This is a genomic window from Herbaspirillum chlorophenolicum, assembly GCF_001189955.1.
In the GTDB taxonomy this organism is placed as follows: domain Bacteria; phylum Pseudomonadota; class Gammaproteobacteria; order Burkholderiales; family Burkholderiaceae_D; genus Herbaspirillum; species Herbaspirillum chlorophenolicum.
Genome location: NZ_LFLT01000001.1, coordinates 197,324 through 217,156, shown reverse-complemented (window position 1 = coordinate 217,156; position 19,833 = coordinate 197,324). Strand labels below are relative to the sequence as shown.

Annotated in this window: 21 protein-coding genes, 1 tRNA gene and 1 pseudogene; 15 read left to right on the top strand and 8 right to left on the bottom strand. The window is 61.4% G+C overall.

Features of this window, described 5'->3' with window-relative positions; genetic code table 11:
- The first annotated feature begins 330 nt into the window (after positions 1–330).
- The 4 genes and pseudogenes from AKL28_RS01045 to AKL28_RS01030 all read left to right on the top strand — a co-directional run bounded on the left by AKL28_RS01045 (position 331) and on the right by AKL28_RS01030 (position 1,811).
- Entirely contained in the window at positions 331–678 is a 348-nt protein-coding gene (locus AKL28_RS01045) for a hypothetical protein (protein WP_169801858.1), read from the top strand.
- Positions 679–827: 149 nt separating this feature from the next.
- Positions 828–1,013: pseudogene (locus AKL28_RS01040) on the top strand (spermidine synthase); the annotation flags it as partial.
- Between the two features lie 174 nt (positions 1,014–1,187).
- Positions 1,188–1,263: transfer RNA gene (locus AKL28_RS01035), tRNA-Lys, on the top strand.
- 80 nt (positions 1,264–1,343) lie between these two features.
- Complete coding sequence (locus tag AKL28_RS01030) at positions 1,344–1,811, top strand: GDP-mannose mannosyl hydrolase (protein ID WP_050466189.1); 468 nt, start codon at positions 1,344–1,346, stop codon at positions 1,809–1,811.
- A gap of 6 nt (positions 1,812–1,817) precedes the next feature.
- On the opposite strand, the gene AKL28_RS01025 is transcribed toward AKL28_RS01030, so the two are convergent.
- The 4 genes from AKL28_RS01025 to msrP form a co-directional block, all read right to left on the bottom strand.
- Positions 1,818–3,530 carry a tetratricopeptide repeat protein gene (locus AKL28_RS01025; protein ID WP_050466188.1) on the bottom strand — a complete coding sequence of 571 codons (1,713 nt, stop codon included), beginning with the start codon at positions 3,528–3,530 and terminating at the stop codon, positions 1,818–1,820.
- Between the two features lie 61 nt (positions 3,531–3,591).
- Positions 3,592–4,296 carry a peptide-methionine (S)-S-oxide reductase MsrA gene (gene msrA, locus AKL28_RS01020; protein ID WP_156226198.1) on the bottom strand — a complete coding sequence of 235 codons (705 nt, stop codon included), beginning with the start codon at positions 4,294–4,296 and terminating at the stop codon, positions 3,592–3,594.
- 53 nt (positions 4,297–4,349) lie between these two features.
- Positions 4,350–5,036 carry a protein-methionine-sulfoxide reductase heme-binding subunit MsrQ gene (locus AKL28_RS01015; RefSeq protein ID WP_050466187.1) on the bottom strand — a complete coding sequence of 229 codons (687 nt, stop codon included), beginning with the start codon at positions 5,034–5,036 and terminating at the stop codon, positions 4,350–4,352.
- Positions 5,037–5,050: 14 nt separating this feature from the next.
- Positions 5,051–6,028 carry a protein-methionine-sulfoxide reductase catalytic subunit MsrP gene (gene msrP / locus AKL28_RS01010; RefSeq protein ID WP_050466186.1) on the bottom strand — a complete coding sequence of 326 codons (978 nt, stop codon included), beginning with the start codon at positions 6,026–6,028 and terminating at the stop codon, positions 5,051–5,053.
- A gap of 202 nt (positions 6,029–6,230) precedes the next feature.
- Between msrP and AKL28_RS01005 the strand changes: the two genes are divergently transcribed.
- Positions 6,231–6,902: a heavy metal response regulator transcription factor gene (locus tag AKL28_RS01005; RefSeq protein ID WP_050466185.1), complete on the top strand. Its 672-nt coding sequence runs from the start codon at positions 6,231–6,233 to the stop codon at positions 6,900–6,902.
- Entirely contained in the window at positions 6,899–8,320 is a 1,422-nt protein-coding gene (locus tag AKL28_RS01000) for a heavy metal sensor histidine kinase (protein WP_050466184.1), read from the top strand. The genes AKL28_RS01005 and AKL28_RS01000 overlap by 4 nt, the downstream gene beginning before the upstream one ends.
- Before the next feature lie 16 nt (positions 8,321–8,336).
- Here the strand turns inward: AKL28_RS01000 and AKL28_RS00995 are convergent, their stop codons facing one another.
- Entirely contained in the window at positions 8,337–9,485 is a 1,149-nt protein-coding gene (locus AKL28_RS00995) for an AI-2E family transporter (protein WP_050466183.1), read from the bottom strand.
- Between the two features lie 453 nt (positions 9,486–9,938).
- On the opposite strand from AKL28_RS00995, the gene AKL28_RS00990 reads away from it, so the two are divergent.
- Genes AKL28_RS00990 through AKL28_RS00970 form a run of 6 tightly spaced genes read left to right on the top strand, consistent with a single transcriptional unit; the run spans position 9,939 to position 14,419 of the window.
- Entirely contained in the window at positions 9,939–10,565 is a 627-nt protein-coding gene (locus AKL28_RS00990; protein ID WP_050466182.1) for a GbsR/MarR family transcriptional regulator, read from the top strand.
- 2 nt (positions 10,566–10,567) lie between these two features.
- Entirely contained in the window at positions 10,568–10,870 is a 303-nt protein-coding gene (gene cydP, locus AKL28_RS00985) for a cytochrome oxidase putative small subunit CydP (RefSeq protein WP_050466181.1), read from the top strand.
- Positions 10,857–12,482: a cytochrome ubiquinol oxidase subunit I gene (locus tag AKL28_RS00980; protein WP_050466180.1), complete on the top strand. Its 1,626-nt coding sequence runs from the start codon at positions 10,857–10,859 to the stop codon at positions 12,480–12,482. The genes cydP and AKL28_RS00980 overlap by 14 nt, the downstream gene beginning before the upstream one ends.
- Before the next feature lie 30 nt (positions 12,483–12,512).
- Positions 12,513–13,652, top strand: coding sequence for a cytochrome d ubiquinol oxidase subunit II (gene cydB, locus AKL28_RS00975; RefSeq protein WP_050466179.1), 1,140 nt, complete (start codon positions 12,513–12,515; stop codon positions 13,650–13,652).
- Between the two features lie 31 nt (positions 13,653–13,683).
- Complete coding sequence (gene cydX / locus AKL28_RS23780; protein ID WP_061286738.1) at positions 13,684–13,848, top strand: cytochrome bd-I oxidase subunit CydX; 165 nt, start codon at positions 13,684–13,686, stop codon at positions 13,846–13,848.
- Between the two features lie 55 nt (positions 13,849–13,903).
- Positions 13,904–14,419 carry a DUF2867 domain-containing protein gene (locus AKL28_RS00970; RefSeq protein WP_050466178.1) on the top strand — a complete coding sequence of 172 codons (516 nt, stop codon included), beginning with the start codon at positions 13,904–13,906 and terminating at the stop codon, positions 14,417–14,419.
- Positions 14,420–14,518: 99 nt separating this feature from the next.
- Here AKL28_RS00970 and AKL28_RS00965 read toward each other — a convergent pair whose 3' ends face one another.
- Positions 14,519–14,950, bottom strand: coding sequence for an organic hydroperoxide resistance protein (locus tag AKL28_RS00965; RefSeq protein ID WP_050466177.1), 432 nt, complete (start codon positions 14,948–14,950; stop codon positions 14,519–14,521).
- Between the two features lie 217 nt (positions 14,951–15,167).
- Positions 15,168–15,641 carry a MarR family winged helix-turn-helix transcriptional regulator gene (locus AKL28_RS00960; protein ID WP_414735677.1) on the bottom strand — a complete coding sequence of 158 codons (474 nt, stop codon included), beginning with the start codon at positions 15,639–15,641 and terminating at the stop codon, positions 15,168–15,170.
- 154 nt (positions 15,642–15,795) lie between these two features.
- On the opposite strand from AKL28_RS00960, the gene earP reads away from it, so the two are divergent.
- Both earP and AKL28_RS00950 read left to right on the top strand, forming a co-directional pair.
- Complete coding sequence (gene earP, locus AKL28_RS00955; protein WP_174525376.1) at positions 15,796–16,968, top strand: elongation factor P maturation arginine rhamnosyltransferase EarP; 1,173 nt, start codon at positions 15,796–15,798, stop codon at positions 16,966–16,968.
- Positions 16,969–17,115: 147 nt separating this feature from the next.
- Positions 17,116–17,691: an elongation factor P gene (locus AKL28_RS00950; RefSeq protein WP_050466175.1), complete on the top strand. Its 576-nt coding sequence runs from the start codon at positions 17,116–17,118 to the stop codon at positions 17,689–17,691.
- 79 nt (positions 17,692–17,770) lie between these two features.
- On the opposite strand, the gene AKL28_RS00945 is transcribed toward AKL28_RS00950, so the two are convergent.
- Entirely contained in the window at positions 17,771–18,613 is an 843-nt protein-coding gene (locus tag AKL28_RS00945) for a FadR/GntR family transcriptional regulator (protein ID WP_050466174.1), read from the bottom strand.
- Between the two features lie 198 nt (positions 18,614–18,811).
- Here AKL28_RS00945 and denD point away from each other — a divergent pair, with 198 nt between their 5' ends.
- Positions 18,812–19,786 carry a D-erythronate dehydrogenase gene (gene denD, locus AKL28_RS00940; protein ID WP_050466173.1) on the top strand — a complete coding sequence of 325 codons (975 nt, stop codon included), beginning with the start codon at positions 18,812–18,814 and terminating at the stop codon, positions 19,784–19,786.
- Positions 19,787–19,833 lie beyond the last annotated feature (47 nt).

Genomic DNA, 19,833 nt, shown 5'->3' with positions numbered 1-19,833 from the left:
CAATCGCCCAAAATATTTTCAGATTTCTTGAAAAAGTCTTGCGTAGCACTGAAAGCCCACCTATAACGCGTCCTTTCTTGCAGCACAGAGCCACAACGTGCAACACGGGAGTTAGCTCAGTTGATAGAGCAGCGGGCTCTTAATCGTAGAGTTCATCGACAAAACGCCCTGCATCAAGCCCCCTCTCAGCAGTACATTCCCCTCAGAAAAAGTCAGCGCCATCAACGCTCTCTGCGTCATTGACTTTGCAATCTTGCAGTCAATATGGAACAAAAATATTCTACCCATCCACTTATGGGCTCTTTCAATATTTTCTTCATGGAGCCAAGCATGTCCAATCTACTCGCAATTCCTTTCTCATCATCGCCGCTGGAGTGGGAGATAACCAAGCGGAGCCGTGGCCAAGACATGCAAAGTGTACCCGCCGACAAGCTATTGAATGATGCGATGAGTGCCGATGCAAGCCCTGATGGAAAAAGAATAGCCGGGACGGAACTGCAACGCCGTCTGGACAGTGGCGAGATCGGGCAGAACCTGTCGGCGGCCGATAAAGAAGAGGTACAGAAGCTGCTTGACAGCATGAAAAACGGCGAACTCTCGCCGGATGGCGCACAACGCCTGAAACAACTGCTGCAACCGAGCCCGCTGTCATCGGGTAACGATAACGATATTCGCTGATAGCAGACACCCACATCAACGTTTGAAGCGAGCCAGCCTGCTCAACGCAGGCTGGCTGCATTCTTAATAAGTCATCTTTTCTCTTAATCGAAGAGTTCGCCGATACAGCGCCTCTCAAAAATCCCCTCCCCCCTCAAATTACACTTCGTATGGAATTCGCTTTCGATACAGTGGTTTCGTTACCGGAAGTCCATGACGGCAACGTCGTCGCGATCGCCTTCAAGGGACAACGGCAGTTCGACTTTCCTGCCCTGTATGAACGCGCCGCGCAGATCGCGTCGCAGACGAAGCTGCCGACGAAATCCTGGGTCAACGGAATCAAGAGCGGGATCTGAGGAACGATTGGACGGCACCTGCACGCAAAGCCTGCGCCAAGATCGGCTGGACACATTGCACATGCAACAATCGCCCAAAATTATTTTCAGATTTGTTGAAAAAGGCTTGCGTAGCACTGAAAGCCCACCTATAATGCGTCCTTTCTTGCAGCACAGAGCAACAACGTGCAGCACGGGGCGTTAGCTCAGTTGGTAGAGCAGCGGACTCTTAATCCGTAGGTCCACAGTTCGAATCTGTGACGCCCCACCAGAATTTCAAAGCCTTTCAAAGCATGCCTTTGGAAGGCTTTTCTGTTTTGGCCACTCCACCTCCCCTTTCGCGCGCCGACCATGAAACTCAGTGCTGACGATTTTGCCCTGGTGATCCAATCCACCCCGCTGGTATCGATCGACTTGCTGGTTTGCAATGCGCGCAACGAGATCCTGCTCGGCTATCGGCGCAACCAGCCTGCCAGTGATTGCTGGTTCGTTCCCGGCGGGCGTATCCGCAAGAACGAAATGCTCAAGGATGCCGTGCGGCGCGTCGCGCAGGTGGAACTCGGTGTGGAGCCGGCAAGCTGGGAATTATTGGGTGCATTCGACCATATCTATGCCGACAATGCACTGGGCCGCGAAGGTTTCGGCACGCATTACGTGGCACTGGGATGCCGTTGCAGCCTGCCGCCCGGAAGCGACATCGTCCCCGACGCGCAGCATTCAGAACTGCGCTGGTGGGCGCTGGATGAACTGATGCAAAGTCCGCTGGTGCATATCAACACCAAGCGTTATTTCGAAGACGCGCCGGCCAACAAATTGTAAGCCCCCTTAGCGGCCAGAAAAATCCGAAATGGCCAGCGCGGCCTTGATTGCCAGCATCACATCCCTCCATTGCCCGGCCTGCTGCTGCCGGAACAGCTTCGCAGTTGGATACCACGGCGAATCGTGGCGATTCAGGAACCAGCGCCAGTCAGGCGCGAACGGCAGTGCGATCCAGACTGGCAGGCCCAGTGCGCCGGCCAGGTGGGCAGCGGCGGTGTCTACCGTGATCAGCAGATCCATGCAGGACAACACGGCAGCGGTTTCATTGAAATTGCCTATCCCTTGCCCCAGCCAGTGCCAGCCTGCTTGCGTGCGCAGCCAGGCAGCGTCTGCTTCGCGCAGATCGGGCTGGACGGCGAAGAAATCGATATCCGCGCGTGCCTGCGCCAGTGGCGCGAACTGTTGCAGCGGGATGGAGCGGCGATAGTCGTTGGTATTGCCCGGGTTGCCTGAGCAGACGATGCCTACGCGGACACGTCCCGACGTGCGCGGCGCCAGTGCGTCGATGCGCGCCATCCATGCCTGCTTGCGTACGTCGTCTGCATACAGGTAGGGAATGGCGGCGGGAATCTCTCTGTATTGCGTATTGCATACCAGAGGCAGGCTCATCATCGGCAATTGGCAATCCACCGCCGGCACGGGTTCACCGATCGCAATCATTTCCAATGGCGAGGAAGACGGCAAGCTCGCCAGCAGCGGCAACTGGTTGGCGGGCACTTCGAGTACGACTTGCGCGCCGGCATCGGCGATCAGTTGCGCATAGCGGATGAATTGGATGATGTCGCCGTAGCCCTGCTCCGCCCATAGCAGGATGCGTTTGCCACGCAGCGGTGTGGCGCCATTCCATGCGGGAATCGCTTCGTGGCGGTAGGGGTCCGCGCTGCGCCCTTCCCAGCGCCATTCGTAGAGCGGCAAGGCCTCCTGGAAGCGGCCCAGCACCAGCAGCGAAAGCGCCAGGTTGAGCTTGGCCTCGGGATCGTCCTGTTTCAGCTTGAGCGCACGCTGGTAGCTGTCGATGGCGTCGTCGTATTGCCGCAGCCGCGCAAGGCTGGTGCCGCGGCTGACATGGGCATCGACGTAATCGGGATCGAGGATGAGCGCCTGGTCGTAAAACTTGAGGGCCGTTTCGAAGTCGCCCAGTGCGTGCTCCGCCGCACCGGCATCGTGCCAATAGACGGCGCGCTGGTCGTTCAGCCGCAGCGCCTGCTGCAAGCTGGCGCGTGCAGATTCCCAATCTTTGACACGCTCGTGCAGCATGGCCTTGCGGTGCCAGGTATCGGGGACATCGGCTTGCAGTTGCAAGGCGTCATCCAATAACGCAATGGCTTGCGTATCGTTCTTGCCCGAGGGCGACATCGCTTGCAGCGCGGCGGATGCGGCGACAAAGAGTTCGGGCATCCGGTGGCCCGCTTCTATCAGCGCGCGATACAACAGGAAGGCATCTTCCACCCGGCCCAGCTCGTAGAAGGCGCGCCCCAGCTTGTAGCGGATGGGCAATGCCTCTTGCGCGCTTTCCGGCAGAAGGCGCAGGGCGCGTTGCAACACGATGGTCGCTTCCTCGAAGTGCGTTTGCGCCATCGCCACGCTGCCCAGCAGATGCAGCGCCTGTACATTGGCCGGCTCGCTCTCCAGCAGGTCAAACAGTATCTGCTCGGCGGCAGCGTAATGTTCTTGTTCGAAGAGCTGGAAGGCTTGTCTCAGTGTTTCGGTCGGGTTCATGACGGGGCGGGCTATGCGGACCGCCGTATTGTCTCATCCTTCCCCCCGGACATGAACGGCGTCAGCGTTTGAGCACCAGAACCGGATCGGCCCGGTAGATGGCCGGATACATCTTCTGCAGGTTGGCGATCTTGGGCAGGTCGTTATAGGCGATATAGGGCTGGTTGGGATGCAGGGTGGCGTAGTCCTGGTGGTAATCCTCGGCCGGGTAGAAACCCTGCAGCGCCGTCACCTGCGTCACGATGGGCGAGGAAAACACCTTGGCAGCGTTGATCTGGGCGATATAGGCCTCGGCCGCCTGCTTCTGTTGCTCGCTGGCGGTGAAGATGGCCGAACGGTATTGCGTACCCTGGTCCGGCCCCTGCCGGTTCAGCTGGGTCGGATCGTGCGCCACCGAGAAATAGATCTGCAGGATCTGGCCGAAGGAGATCTTGCGCGGGTCGTAGGTCACTTGCACCGATTCGGCATGGCCGGTGCTGCCGCTGCTGACCATCTCGTAGGTCGCCGCCGCGCGCTTGCCGCCGGCATAGCCGGACACCGCGCGCAGCACGCCCTGGGTATGCTGGAACACGCCCTGCACGCCCCAGAAGCAGCCGCCGGCCAGTACGACTGTTTCGCTTTGCGCAGTCGAGGAAAGCTGCGCCTTACCCGCTGCAGCGGGCACGGCAACGGCAGGTTCGGCGGCATTGACGCGCGCCAGGGATGCCAGCGCCAGGCACAGCGCGGCGGCCACCGAGACGATGGCGACGGGTTTCAGGATGGACATGGTTTTCTCCGGAACGGAAGTGACGACAACATCAAATCAAAACGAACTGCTTGTCAGGAGCGTGTAGCAGAAGCCGGCTCCTGTGTCGCCGGGGCCTTCTCCCGCCCTTTCTTCGCCTGGCGCCACAGCAGGCGCAGCGCCAGCATCGTGCCCACCAGTACGGCGAACAGCAGCGGCTGCGCGATCAGGTTCTTGCCGGCCTTGTCCCACCAATAATGCAGCACGCCCAGCGGCACGATGAGATAGATCAGGCGATGCAGGACCTGCCAGCGCTTGCCCCCCAAGCGGCGCACCATGCCGTTGGTGCTGGTGACGGCTAGCGGTATCGACAGCAGCAGCGCGGTCACGCCGACCGTGATGAAAGGCCGCTTGACGATGTCCTTCCAGATCTCGCCCAGGTCGAAGAAATGGTCGAACCAGACGAACGTGGTGAAGTGCAGGCTCAGGTAAAGAAAGGCCATCAGTCCCAGCATGCGGCGCATCTTCACCAGCCAGTTCATGCCGGTGATCTTGCGCAGCGGCGTCACCGCCAGCGTGATGCAAAAGAAATAGAGCGTCCAGTCGCCGGTGCTGTGGGTGATGAATTCCAGCGGATTGGCGCCCAGCCCGCTGCCGGAGTCGACTACGCCCAACACCACCAACCGCGCCAGCGGCACGAAGGCCAGCGTCAGGAAAAGCCACCACAGCACGTTGACCGTGCGCGGCGTGAGGTTGCGGAGGGTGGCGGGAGCGAGCTGCATGGAGACTGTTCCGCTCAAAAGTACTTGCGCAAATCCATGCCCGAGTACAAGCCGGCCACGTCGTTGTAGCCGTTGAACATCAGCGTCTTGCGCTTTGGCGTGAAGAAACCGTCTTCGCCGATGCGGCGCTCGGTGGCCTGCGACCAGCGCGGGTGGTCCACGTTCGGGTTGACGTTGGAATAGAAGCCGTATTCCTGCGGCGCATACATATCCCACGCTGTCTTCGGCTCATCCTTGACGAAGCGGATCTTGACGATGGACTTGGCCGACTTGAAGCCATACTTCCACGGCACGATGATGCGCACCGGCGCACCGTTCTGGTTGGGCAGCACTTCGCCGTACATGCCGAAGGTCAGCAGCGCCAGCGGATGGTTGGCCTCGTCCATGCGCAGGCCTTCGCGGTAGGGCCAGTTGAGGATGGGGTCATAGATGCCGGGCATCTGCTTCTTGTCGGCCAGGGTGACGAACTCCACATATTTGGCGTTGCCGGTGGGTTCGGCCTTCTTGATCAGCGCCGACAGCGAATAGCCGATCCAGGGGATCACCATCGACCAGCCCTCGACACAGCGCAGGCGGTAGACCCGCTCTTCCAGCGGCGCCAGTTTCATCAGCGCCTCCAGGTCCAGCGTAAAGGGCTTCTTGACCTCGCCTTCGATATCCACCGTCCACGGGCTGGTCTTCAGGGTGCCGGCGTTCTTGGCCGGGTCGGCCTTGTCGGTGCCGAATTCGTAGAAGTTGTTGTAGGTGGTGGCGTCCTTGTAGGCGGTCTGCTTGTCCATTACCGCGTAGGCGTTATTGAGCTTGGCCGGCAGCTTCCGCCCCTGCTGTGCGAATGCTTCCGGGAAAGCGCCCCAGCCGCCGGCCAGTGCCATACCACCAGCAGCGGCCGCGGCCTTGGCCATGAAGCTGCGGCGCGAGAGATAGATCTCCTTGGGCGTGATTTCCGAGGCGGTGGGTATCTCGATCTGGTCGGGGCGGATCTTGATCAGCATGGGGCTCTCGCTAAAAAATGGGTTGGCGCCGGGCAATGCGGCAATCGGGCAATGCTTTGCTACGTGTGGCCATGCTAAGTGCGATGCGGTGACATCCGGGTGGCAATTTGATGACAATTTTGTCATGAAGAAAATCCACGCCGTTTCATCAAATGCGCTCTAAAATCTGCTGCATTTTCCCGCATCTGACAAGCTTTCGCGCATGGCCATCCTTGTAATCGAAGACGACCCCAAAACCGGCGACTACCTCAGGAAGGGCCTGCGCGAGTCCGGCTATGCGGTCGACCTCGCCCGCAACGGCACCGACGGCCTGCACATGGCGCTGGAGCAGGACTACGACCTGGTGGTGCTGGACGTGATGCTGCCCGGCATCGACGGCTGGCAGATAATGAGCGCCCTGCGCGCCAAGCGCGACCTGCCGGTGCTGTTCCTGACCGCCAAGGACCATGTCGACGACCGCATCCGCGGCCTGCAACTGGGCGCCGACGACTACCTGGTCAAACCCTTTTCCTTCACTGAACTGGTGCTGCGCATCCGTACTTTACTGCGGCGCGGCGTAGTGCGCGAGGCCGAGGTTGTCGAGATCGCCGATCTGCAGCTGGACCACGTGCGCCACAAGGTCACGCGCCAGGGCGTCAACATCGCGCTGACCAACAAGGAATTCATGCTGCTGCATTTGCTGGTGAAACGCCAGGGCGAAGCTCTGTCGCGCAGCGTGATCGCTTCGCAGATCTGGGACATGAACTTCGATAGCGATACTAACGTGGTCGACGTCGCCATCAAGCGCCTGCGCGCCAAGATCGACGCCCCTTTCGAGAAAAAGTTGATCCACACCGTGCGCAGCGTAGGCTACATGTTCTCGGAAAACCCATGAACGGCCCTGCCTCCACCATGCGCGGCTGGACGCTGACGCTGCGCGTATCGGCCCTGTTCGCGCTGATCGCTTGCCTGGTGGTGACCGGGCTCGGCTGGTACCTGTACGGTTCGGTGCGCGAGGCATTGGAACTGCGCGCCGACCAGGCGCTGACCGGCCGCGTCGAGCACTTCCGCAACCTGATGCACGACCTCTACAACGTCGAGCAAATGGAGCAGCGCCCGGCCCTGTTCGAAAGCATGATGGGCAACGAGCAGGACGTGCGCATCTTCCGCCGCCGCGGCGAAGCGCCTTTCATCCAGAGCAATCCCGATCACCTGGTGCCGCCGGAGATGGAACCTATCCCGGTAGGCACGCCGCTCTCGGCCGCCGACCTGTTCACCACCGTCCGCGCCGATGGCGTGCGCATCCGCTGGGTGTCGGCGCTGGCCGAAGTCGGCAACGGGCAAGGCCATGCCGATACGGTCGAAATCGTCGCCGCGTATGTCATGGTGCAGGAAGCGGACATGCTGCGCAGCTACCGCTGGCGCATCGCCGGCGCCGCCGCCGGCGCGGTGCTGCTGACCGCCCTGCTCGGCTTCCTGCTGCTGCGCCGCGGCTTGCGTCCGCTGCTGGAGATGAGCCGCCGCGCCGCGCAGATCACGCCCGATCGTCTGTCGATGCGGCTGGAGCAAGATGGCATGCCGCAAGAACTGCGGCGCGTGGCGGTATCGTTCAATGCCATGCTGGATCGGCTGGAGGCCGGCTACGAACACCTGTCGCAATTCTCCGGCGACCTGGCGCATGAGATCCGCACACCGATCAATGTGCTGATGGGCCAGAGCCAGGTAGCGCTAGGCCAGCGCCGCACACCGGAAGAGTATGAGCAGTTGCTGGAATCGAATGTGGAAGAATTGCAGCGCATCTCACGCATCGTCGAGAACATCATGTTCCTGGCGCAAGCCGATCACGCCACGCTGGCAGTCGATTGCGCCGCACTGGACCTGCACGAAGAGCTGGGCAAGATCGCCGATTACTTCGAAGGCATTGCCGACGAACGCGGCATGCGCTTCGCGCTGGAGGTGGGTGGAAGCTGCCACGCCAACCTGGTGATGTGGCGGCGCGCAGTCAGCAACCTGGTAATCAATGCGGTGCGTTATGGCAAGGCCGACAGCACGGTGCGCATCATCGCGCGCAGCGACGGAAACGGCAGCAGCATCATCGTCGAAAACCGCAGCGACGATGCCACGCCACACACCATGGCGCGCATGTTCGACCGTTTCTACCGCGGAGACCGCTCACGCAGTGCCTATACCGAATCCAACGGGCTGGGACTGGCAATCGTGAAAGCCATCATGGCGCTGCATCGGGGCACGGCGACGGTGGAATGCCCGCAGCCGGGGTGGATACGCTTCACGCTGCACTTCCCGCCAGCATAAGAACCGCCCGAACCGGTTACGTCTTTTCCCCGATATTGACCTGCACCACCGTCTGCGGCGCCTGCGATGCATTCTGCCGCTCTTGCGCTTCAGCCGCGAGCTGGGCTTCGCGCGCTTCGGCGGCGCGGCGCGCTTTCTGCGCCGCCGAGGCACGGGTAAAGATGATCTTCAGCGCCGCCATCGCCGGCACCGAAAGGAAGATACCGACCACGCCACCCAGCTGGTCGCCCGCCAGCAAACCCAGGATCACCATCAGCGGGCTGACCTCCACGCCTTCGCTCATCAGGTAAGGATTAAGCACGTAGTCCTGGAACAGCCGATATCCGATGATGAAGCCGAACAGCCACAGCAGATGGTCATACCCGCTGAAGCCGGCCACCACCAGCGCCGCCACGCTGGCTGCCAGCGGCCCGGCAAAGGGAATGAATTCCAGCACCGCCGCCAGGCCCGCCAGCAGCATCGAATACGGCACGCCCATGACCGAGAAGGCGATGCTGTAAGCCACCAGCGTGGCAATGGAGAGGAACAGCAAGGCGCGCACATAGCGCGAGAGCAGCACGTCGAGGTCCTTGATGATGTTGTCCCACAGGCGACGGTTGGCGCTGTTCATCCACGACAGCATCTCATCACGCATGGCCGGTGCTTCCTTGATCAGCAGGAAACTGATGATCGGCACCAGTACCAGATAGATCAGGTTGCTGGCGGCATGCATCACGCCCACGCCGAACTGCTTGGCCAGGGGCATGGCCTGGTCGGTGCCGGCGGCAAGCTGGTCGCGCACGAAACCCAGGATGCGCCCGCGCAACGGTTCGGCAAAGCCAGGCAACGGCAGGCGCGAGACCATGTCGTTGGAGCGCAGCAGCGCCGGTAGTTGCTCGCTCAGGTGCAATGCTTCTTCCTGGATGCGGGATCCGAACACGGCGGCCACCGCCGCCACGATGGCGATCACCAGCACGAACACGGCGGCGATCGATACCGTGCGCGGCACACGGCGCGGACGTACGCGCTCGACCTGCTCCACCAGCGGATAGACCAGATAACTGAAGAAGACCGCGAACACCAGCACCAGCAGCGTGGAAGAGATGGTGTAGGTAATGTAGAGCAGTAGTGCCACCAAAAACACGGTCCAGGCGATCCTGGCGATACGGAAGTCGAAACCCAGCATAAATTTTCCTTGGACAGATACGCCTGCTTTTTCCAATGACGCGCACGGGACAAAGCGCCACGACGGGCCACAGCGCTGATGAGCTGGTTTATGGAGCTTATTTGATCGGCATCAAACCCGGCATCAGTCGACACCTTCTGCCGGTGTAGGAAAGCGCGAAAATGCTGCCATGCAACGCGAATCGGGCGGCCTGCGGATACCGGGAAATCCGCAAGCATGCCTCGCACGGCAGAAAACATGGCAAGACACGCAGCACCTTTGCCTGTGTGGCGCAACGACATCGCTTCCGGCCAGACGGTCACGGCATGCCAGTTCGCGCCCAAGGACAGTCATTTACAAACCGTATAACTGTTATCAGAAAAATCATAGCCAAGTGTTATTGAGCTGGCGCAACAATTGTTTTAAATTTCAGTAATTACTGAAAATTCAAAATAATTGGAAGACTAACGAGCCATGGAAACCAATACCCTTACTCCCCTGATGCAACGCTTCATCATGCACTTCGGTGAAATGGGCAGCCGCTGGGGCATCAACCGCACGGTGGGCCAGATCTATGCGCTGCTCTACATCAGCGGGCGCGCCCTCAACGCCGACGAGATCGCCGATTACCTCAGCTTCTCGCGCTCCAACGTCAGCATGGGCTTGAAGGAATTGCAATCCTGGCGACTGGTGAAGTTGCTGCACCGCCCTAACGATCGCCGCGAGTATTTCGAGCCGCCGGGAGATATTTGGGATATTTTTAAGGCCTTGCTGGAAGAACGCCGCCGCCGCGAGATCGAGCCCACCCTGTCGATGTTGCGCGACGCGCTGCTGGAGCCGCCTGCCAGCGCCGACGACAAAGCCGCGCAAAAACGCATGCGCGAGATGTATGATCTGATCGAGCTGTCCAGCTCCTGGTTCGACGACGTGCAGCGCCTGCAGCCCGAGACCCTGGTATCGCTGATGAAGATGGGCTCCAAGGTCAAGAAGCTGCTGGATGTACGCGACAAGTTCCGCTTCGGTAGCAAGGACGGCGCAGCCGACGGGCGCGCCGCCTCGCAGGAAAAAAACGATAAGACCGACAAGATCGACAGGGAGTAGCCATGCGCCAGCCTGTTCCATCCGTCTCCAACCAGCAGCGCCCGCCGGGCCTGCGCCGCCTTCGAATTCCACGCCTGACCCAGCTGCCGCTGGGGGTGGAGATCACGCTGCTGCTCATCGTCAAGATCGCGCTGATCACCATCCTGGCCAAGACCTTCTTCGCCCATCCCGAAGCCAAGCACATGCGCATGCCCACCGCCAGCGTCGAGGCGCGCATGCTGTCGCCGGCCGCGCCGAACGTCCAGATTCCCGCAACACCCTCTGCAACGCCCAAAACCTCCGAGGTAAAAAATGGTTCCGATTGATGAAGTCGTTTCGCTGTCGCGGCTGCAGTTTGCCGTGACCGCGCTGTATCACTTTCTGTTCGTCCCGCTGACGCTGGGCCTGTCCTGGATCCTGGTGATCATGGAGTCGGTCTATGTCATGACCGGCAGCCCGATCTATAAGGACATGACCCGTTTCTGGGGCAAGCTGTTCGGGATCAACTTCGCCATGGGCGTGGCCACCGGCATTACGCTTGAGTTCCAGTTCGGCACCAACTGGTCCTACTACTCGCACTATGTCGGCGACATCTTCGGCACGCCGCTGGCCATCGAGGGCCTGGCCGCGTTCTTCCTGGAATCAACCTTCGTCGGCCTGTTCTTCTTCGGCTGGGACAAGCTCTCGCGCAAGCAGCACTTGCTGGTGACCTTCCTGGTGGCGCTGGGTTCGAGCCTGTCGGCGCTGTGGATCCTGATCGCCAACGGCTGGATGAACAATCCGGTCGGCGCCGAATTCAACTTCGAGACCATGCGCATGGAACTGGTCAGCATGACCGAGGTGATCTTCAACCCGGTGGCGCAGGTCAAGTTCGTGCACACCGTGGCCGCCGGCTACGTGACGGCTTCGATGTTCGTGCTGGGCGTGTCGGCCTGGTACCTGCTCAAGGCGCGCGATACCGCCTTCGCGCTGCGCTCGTTCGCGGTGGCGGCCGGTTTCGGCCTGGCGTCCACGCTCTCGGTGATCGTGCTGGGCGACGAATCCGGCTATACCGCTGGCGAAGTCAACAAGGTCAAGCTGGCGGCCATCGAAGCGGAATGGGACACCCACCCCGCGCCAGCCGGCCTGACGCTGTTCGGCCTGCCCAACGACAAGGAACAACGCACCGATTACGCGGTGAAGATCCCTTATGTACTGGGCCTGATCGCTACCCGCTCGACCGACCAGCCGGTAGCCGGCATCAAGGACCTGAAGAAGGAACACGAGGCGCGTGTCCGCAACGGCATGCTGGCCTATGCTGCGCTGACGCGCCTGAAATCCGGCGACAAGTCGGACGCCGCGCGCGCCGCCTTCGATGAGCACAAGAAGGATCTCGGCTACGGCCTGCTGCTCAAGAAGTACACCAACAATGTGGTCGACGCCACACCCGAGCAGATCGCCATGGCCGTGGACGACACCATCCCCAAGGTGGCGCCGCTGTTCTGGTCCTTCCGCGGCATGGTGGCGATCGGCTTCCTGATGCTGTTCATCTTCGCCTCCTCGGTCTGGTTCCTGGCCAAGAAGCAACTGGCGCCGCAACGCTGGCTGCTGAAGCTGGCAGTGTTCGCCATCCCGCTGCCCTGGATCGCCGCCGAGCTGGGCTGGATCGTGGCAGAATACGGCCGCCAGCCGTGGACCATCGCCGGCATCCTGCCTACGCACCTGTCGGCGTCCTCGCTGCAGCCGAGCAGCCTGTACTTCAGCCTGGCGGGCTTCATCCTGTTCTACACCTTCCTGCTGGTGGTGGAAATGATCCTGATGGTGAAGTACGCGCGCATGGGGCCGAGCAGCCTGCACACCGGCAAATACTTCTGGGAGACCAAGGGCCGCAACGACGATGACGGCGCCGTACTGCCGCCGCCGATCAACCCCAGTGCCAATTCCGGCAGTGCCGCCTGACGCATCCGATCAAGAAATGAGGAAAGCAAGATGATCTTCGATTACGAAACACTCAAGCTGATCTGGTGGGCCTTCGTCGGCGTGCTGCTCATCGGCTTCGCGCTGACCGACGGCTTCGACTTCGGGGTGGGCATGATGCTGCCCTTCGCCGGCAAGACCGATGCCGAACGGCGCGTGCTGATCAACTCGATCGGCCCCACCTGGGAAGGCAACCAGACCTGGTTCATCACCGCCGGCGGCGCCACCTTCGCAGCCTGGCCGCTGGTCTACGCGACTGCCTTCTCGGGCTTCTACATCGCGCTGATGGTGCTGCTGTTCTCGCTGTTCTTCCGCCCGGTCGGCTTCGACTACCGCAGCAAGGTGGCCGACCCGCGCTGGCGCAACGCCTGGGACTGGGGCTTGTTCGTCGGCGGCTTCGTGCCTCCGCTGATCTGCGGCGTGGCGTTCGGCAACCTGCTGCTGGGCGTGCCCTTCCACTACGACGACACCATGCGGGTGGAATACACCGGCAGCTTCTTCGCCCTGCTCAACCCGTTCGGCTTGCTGGCCGGCCTGCTGTCGGTTGCCATGCTGCTGATGCATGGCGCCACCTTCGCCTTCGTCAAGACCGATGCCGCCGTCGGCGAGCGCGCGCGCAAGACCGCCATCGTGGCCGCCGTCGCCACCGTGCTGCTGTTCATCGCCGGCGGCTTCTGGGTGGCGCAGTTGCCGGGCTACCGCATCACCTCCATGCCGGACGCCAACAGCGCCTTCACGCCGCTGGCCAAGACGGTGGAAATCACCGCCGGCGCCTGGTTCGACAACTACGCGCGCTGGCCGCTGACCAAGCTGTTCCCGGCACTGGGCGTGGCCGGCGCGGTATTGGCCGCACTGTTGGCGCTGGTGCGCCGCCCACGCCTGGCCTTCATCGCCAGCGGCCTGTCGGTGGCCGGCATCATCCTGACCGCCGGCATCTCGCTGTTCCCGTTCGTGATGCCGTCCTCGCTGGATCCCAAGAGCAGCCTGACCATGTGGGACGCGGTCGCCAGCCACAAGAGCCTGGGCCTGATGTTCTGGATGGTGGTGATCTTCCTGCCGATCATCGTCATCTACACCGGCTGGGTGTACCGCGTGGTCAAGGGCAAGGTCACGCTCAAGGACATCCACGACAACGAACACACGGCGTACTGAACGCGCCGCAACCTGGAACAAGGAGAACACTATGTGGTATTTCGCCTGGATACTTGGCATCGGCCTGGCGCTGGCCTTCGGCATCATCAACGTGATGTGGCTGGAAGCGAACTATGCCTTCGGCCGCCGCAAGGCTGAAGAGACGCACGAGCGCTTCGCCAGCGCCGCCGATAGCGAGCGGCGCGACAAGGAGTAAGGCCAGCGCCAGGCCGGACGGCCTTTTCCGTCGCAACCCTTCGTCAGGAGGCAAGATGAACTCAGCACCTACAAGCAAGGCCGATGAAATCGTCCCTGAAGCGCGCCACTGGCAACTGCTGCCCGGGGCCGACTTCGCCGACAGCTATCGCATTCCCCTGGCCGCCTCACTGGCACAGAAACAGGTAGCCGACATCGCCGCGCGCATGATGGCCGGCAGGCCGGCCTGGGTCGCGGCGCTTTTGGACCTGCGCAACCGCCTGGTGGCTCCGTTCGGGCTCAAGGGCGCCAAACTGGCCGTCGGCGAAGTGCAGCCGGATGGCCGCATGCCGGGATTCCCGGTGCTGGACGGCGATGCGTCGCACCTGCTGCTGGGCCTGGACGACCGCCACCTGGATTTCCGCCTGTGCATAGAAAAATCGCCATCCGGCCATGCGGACGAGGCGCCGCAATGGCTGACCGCGACCACGGTGGTGCGCACCAAGGGCTTGCCCGGCAAAGCCTATCTGGCCGTCATCATGCCTTTCCACCGGCGCATCGTGCGTACGCTGCTGGAAAAGATGCCGGGATAAGGTGCGCCCATTCCGGGCAGTTCCCGGCGCCATGCAAAAAGCCCCGCGAATGACTTCGCGGGGCTTTTTGTTACGTGCTGCGGCTGGAGCAACCGGTACTCAGACCAGGTTCAGCGTCACGTTGATGTTGCCGCGGGTAGCGTTCGAGTACGGGCAAACTTGGTGAGCCTTCTCAACCAGGTCTTGCGCCACGGCGCGGTCGATGCCCGGCAGCGAGATGTTCAGTTCGGCTTCGATGCCGAAACCGGCCGGGATCTGGCCGATGCCGACCTTGCCGGTGATGCTGGCGTCGGCAGGAATGGCGACCTTCGCCTGGCCGGCAACGAACTTCAGTGCGCCCAGGAAGCAAGCCGAGTAGCCGGCTGCGAACAGTTGCTCGGGGTTAGTGCCGGGACCGCCGGCGCCGCCCAGTTCCTTGGGGGTCGACAGCTTGACGTCCAGCACGCCGTCGGAGGACTTGGCGGAACCTTCACGGCCACCGGTTGCGGTTGCGGTTGCGGTGTACAGGGCTTTTTCGATCTTGGAGGACATTTTCTTTCCTTTCAGTTTTTCAGGTTAAAACCAACAATTGGAGATAAGGGGTGGCGAAAGATTCGCCGGGTTACCGCTGCTTCAAGTCTTGCTCTTGCTGCTTCAACAAATCGGACAGGATACAGGCCCACAAACGAATAAATTATTTACAATATAATTGTGAGCAACTTAATTTGCACAACAAAAAAGACACTGCCGCACTTTCCCGTGCCGATGCTCACTCTTCTGCATCCAGCAAATTCTTGCGCACATCCTTGAGTTCGCCAACCAGCTTCTTCACTTCATCCAGCGGCGGCAGCATGCAGCTCATCCGAATCGGCACCGCCTTGGCCTTCTCACGCAATGCACGGCCGGCATCGCTCAAGCTCACTACGACGCGGCGCTCGTCGCCGGCGTCGCGGGCCCGGTGCAGCAGGCCCATGGTTTCCATACGCTTCAACAGCGGGGTCAGCGTGCCGGAATCGAGATACAGGCGGCTGCCCAATTCGGAGACGGTGATCTGATCCTTCTCCCACAGTACCATCATCACCAGATACTGCGGATATGTGATGTCCAGCGTGCCGAGGAGTTTCTTGTATGCCTTGGTCATCGCCAGGGACGCCGAATACATGGCGAAACACAGCTGGTTGTCGAGAAGCAAGGCTTCGTCGATCAGCGCGTCCGGCAGCTTCGGTGTGTTTGCGTTGTCCATGTAGCGCATATTAAACAGCTCAAAATTAAATTGCAAGCAATTTAAATAAAAATTTTTAAAGTTGTTGCTCGGCTCCGCTTTGGCACACAGCGGCGCGCACCGCGCAACTTGGGTATCATTCGCGCTTTCCGGCACTTCTCTGCCCTTCCCTGCCATGCATCAAGACATTTCTGTTCCCGCCAACCCGCTCAAGACCCTTGACCTGTTCTGCCGGGTGGTCGACAACTACGGCGACATTGGCATTTGCTGGCGCCTGGCCCGCCAGCTCGTGCGCGAGCATGGCATCGCGGTCCGGCTGTGGGTGGATGACCTGGCCAGTTTCAAACGCATCTGGCCGGAAGTCGACCCCACGGCTGAAGTGCAGCAACTGGCCGGCGTCACCGTGCAGCACTGGCGCGACCAGGACGGCGCGTTTACGGCCGCCGACATCCCCGACATCGTGATCGAGTTCTTTGGCTGCGAGATCCCGCCGGCCTATGTCGAAGCGATGGCGCAGCGCGCCGTCAAGCCGGTCTGGTTCAACCTGGAAGGCTTGTCGGCCGAGCAGTGGGTGGAAGGCTGCCATACCTTGCCCTCGCCGCACCGCTCGCTGAAGCTGACCAAGTATTTCTTCTTCCCCGGATTCAATGAACGCACCGGCGGCCTGAGCTTTGAGGCCGATCTGGAAGCTCGGCGGGAAACCTTCCTGCGAGAAAACCGGGCCACCGCCTTCCTTTCCGGCTTGGGCGTGACGCCGCAAGAGCAAGAAAACCTGAAGGTGTCATTGTTCTGCTACGACGACGCCCCGTTACCGGCATTGTTCGACGCTTGGCAACACGCGCCGCGCGCCATCACCTGCCTGGTGCCGGAAGGCGTGGCGCGCGGCGCCGTCGAGGCTTTTCTCGGCACGCCGGTGCAACCTGGCGCGGCCGCCACCCGCGGCGCCCTCACCGTACGCGTGCTGCCATTCCTGCCACAGACGGACTACGACAAGCTGTTGTGGAGCTGCGACTTCAACTTCGTCCGCGGCGAGGACTCCTTCGTGCGCGCGCAATGGGCCGGCAAGCCCTTCATCTGGAATATCTACAGGCAAGACAAGAACCTGCACCACACCAAACTCAACGCTTTCCTGAAGATCTACGAACCGGCCACGCCCGCCCTGTCCGACGCCGCGCGCGCCTGGAACGGCGCCAATCACACCGAAGTTGACTGGCAAACAAGCTGGCAAGCCTTGCAAAACGAGTTGCCGGCCCTCACTACAGCGGCCGAAGACTGGCTGCGCAAGTTGTTGGCAAATGGCGACTTCCTCGCCAATTTGCTCAAGTTTGCCGCCAGGCTGGTGTCCTGAGCGGTAGAAGCCTCCAGAAAATAGGTTAAAATGCTGGGCTAACTTTTTAACGCTGTTTGGAATTCAATCGTACGTGGGCTTGCGGTGCAGTTTGTGCCAGTGGGCTACTGACAGTTTGAAGAAACCTACTTTTCACGACACTCCGCTATGAAATTTGCAAAAGAAATCCGCGTCGGCAACATCATCATGGTCGACAGCAAGCCCATGATCGTCCTGCGCTCCGACGTCAACGGCTCTTCCCGTACCGGCTTCACCTACAAGTGGAAGATGAAGAACCTGCTGACCAACAGCCCGCAGGAAAGCGTGTTCCGCGGCGACGACAAGTTCGACGTCGTGGTGCTGGACAAGAAGCCGGTCACCTACTCGTACTTCGCCGACCCGCTGTTCGTCTTCATGGACGAAGAGTACAACCAGTACGAAATCGAAGGCGAGAACATGGGCGACGCCATCGGCTACCTGAAGGACGGCATGCAGTGCGAAGCCGTGTTCTACGACGGCAAGGCGATCTCGGTTGAAATGCCGACCACCATCGTGCGCAAGGTTGCCTACTCGGAGCCGGCGGTCAAGGGCAACACGTCGGGCAACGTCCTGAAGGAAGCCAAGATCGAAAATGCGATCGAAGCCAACCAGATCGTCGTGATGGTCCCGCTGTTCGTCAGCCAGGACGACGACATCGAAATCGACACCCGTACCAACGAGTACAAGAAGGTTGTCCGCGGTTAATCCTCCGCCGATGCCATAAAAAACGCTGCCTTGCGCAGCGTTTTTTTTCGTCCCTACCTCGCCAAACGGCGAACTCCGCCTACTCCTGCGGCTTAACCTGCGCCAGATGGCGCGCCGCCTTGCCGCCTTCGCTGGCCCAGAATTCGCTGTCGGCTGCCTGGATACGGCGCGCCGAATTTTCCATATGCTGCAAGGCCGCCGCACGCGCCGCCGCGGCATCGCCATCGGCGATTGCCTGGGCAATGGCCGCGTGTTCGTTGCGCACCTGCTCGCTGAAATCGCTGCTGCGCGCCTCATTCATGCGCGCCACCCGGATGGCGGCATGCAGGAACTGGCTGAGGAATTGCACCAGCGAGGTATAGAGCGGATTGTGGGCGGCGTTGGAGATCGCGGCATGGAAGGCGAAGTCCTCCGGCACGCCATCCCTGCCCTCTTGTGCAGCCTTGTCGATGTCTTTCAATGCCTGCAGGATCGCCAGGTTTTGCTCACGCGTGCGGCGTTGCGCCGCCAGCGCCGCCATCTCGCCTTCCACTCCGCGCCGCAGCTCGATCACCCGCAGCACTGCCCGGATCGAATCGCGCACGTCCTCCACCTGCATGTCCAGCCGGAACGGCGTGGCCGGGTTGGCGCCCAGCACCACCGTACCGCTGCCCCGGCGCGCCCCCACCAGGCCTTCCGACTTCAGGCGCGAGATCGCCTCGCGGATCACCGTGCGGCTGACCGCAAAGCGCTCGGTCAGCTCCATCTCCGAAGGCAACCGCGCGTCGGGCGCGAATTCGCCTTCGCGGATCTGCTGCGCCAGCACGCTGGTGACATGGTCGGCCAGGGTCGCCTTGCCCCGCCCTGCAGCAGTTGCAGCCGGGCGGTCGGGAGGGGCCGGAACGGGAGGATTGGCAGTCGTCTTGGCGTCGGTGTTTATCATGGCGCCGCCATGATACCGCTTTTGGACGGCCTGTCCTGATGTGGAAATCCGCAGTCTTCCTGGCTTGATTTCAAAAATTGTATGACAACTTTCTGCTATAATCGCTGCCGCAAGTCCGCCGGCAGGCCATGCGAAGCCGCCGCGGCGCTGCACAGGTTTTCGCCACAGACCATCCCTATCAGATATCGAGGAGAACACATGCATATCGTCATCACCGGCGGCGCCGGCTTTTTGGGCAGCCGCCTGGCGCGCCAGCTCCTGCAACGCGGCACACTGACCGGCCGCGACGGCAAGCCGCAGGAAATCAAGCGCATCACCCTGCTCGACGTGGTGCCGGCACAAGGCTTCACCGACCCGCGCATTGAAGCCGTGACCGGCGACATCGCCGACGCTTCCGTGATCGAGCGCGTGATCACTGCCGATACGCAATCGATCTTCCACCTGGCCGCCATCGTCAGCGGCCACGCCGAAGCCGACTTCGAACTGGGCATGAAGATCAACTTCGACGCCACCCGCGTCATCCTGGAACGCGCCCGCGCGCTGGGCACCAAGCCGCGCGTGGTGTTCACCAGCTCGGTCGCCGTGTTCGGCGGCGAACTGCCGGCCGTGGTGCCGGACAACACCCTGCTGATGCCGCAAAGCTCCTACGGCGCGCAAAAAGTGATGGGCGAACTGCTGGTCAACGACTACAGCCGCAAAGGCTTCATCGACGGCCGCGCACTGCGCATGCCGACCATCTCGGTGCGCCCCGGCGCGCCCAACAAGGCGGCCTCCAGCTTCGCCTCGGGCATCATCCGCGAACCGCTCAACGGCCAAGCTACGGTATGCCCGGTCACGCCCGACACCCGCATGTGGCTGATGTCGCCGCGCCAAGCCATCGCCAACCTGATCCACGGCCATGAGATCAACGGCGCCGACCTCGGCCTGGCCCGCTTCCTTTCCATCGACGGCCTGTGCGTGACCGTCAAGGAAATGGTCGACGCGCTGGAACAGGTCGCCGGCCGCGAAGTCGTCAAGCTGATCGAATGGAAGGAAGACGAAGCCATCAAGCGCATCGTGAACTCCTGGCCGGGCGCCTTCGAAGCCAAGCGCGCCAAGGCGCTGGGCTTTACCGCCGATGCCAATTTCGCCGACATCATCAAGGCGCACATTGAAGATGAAGTGAAGAAGTAATCCGGTTGACCTTATCGGTCTTCAGGCAACGGCGCTCCGAGGAGCGC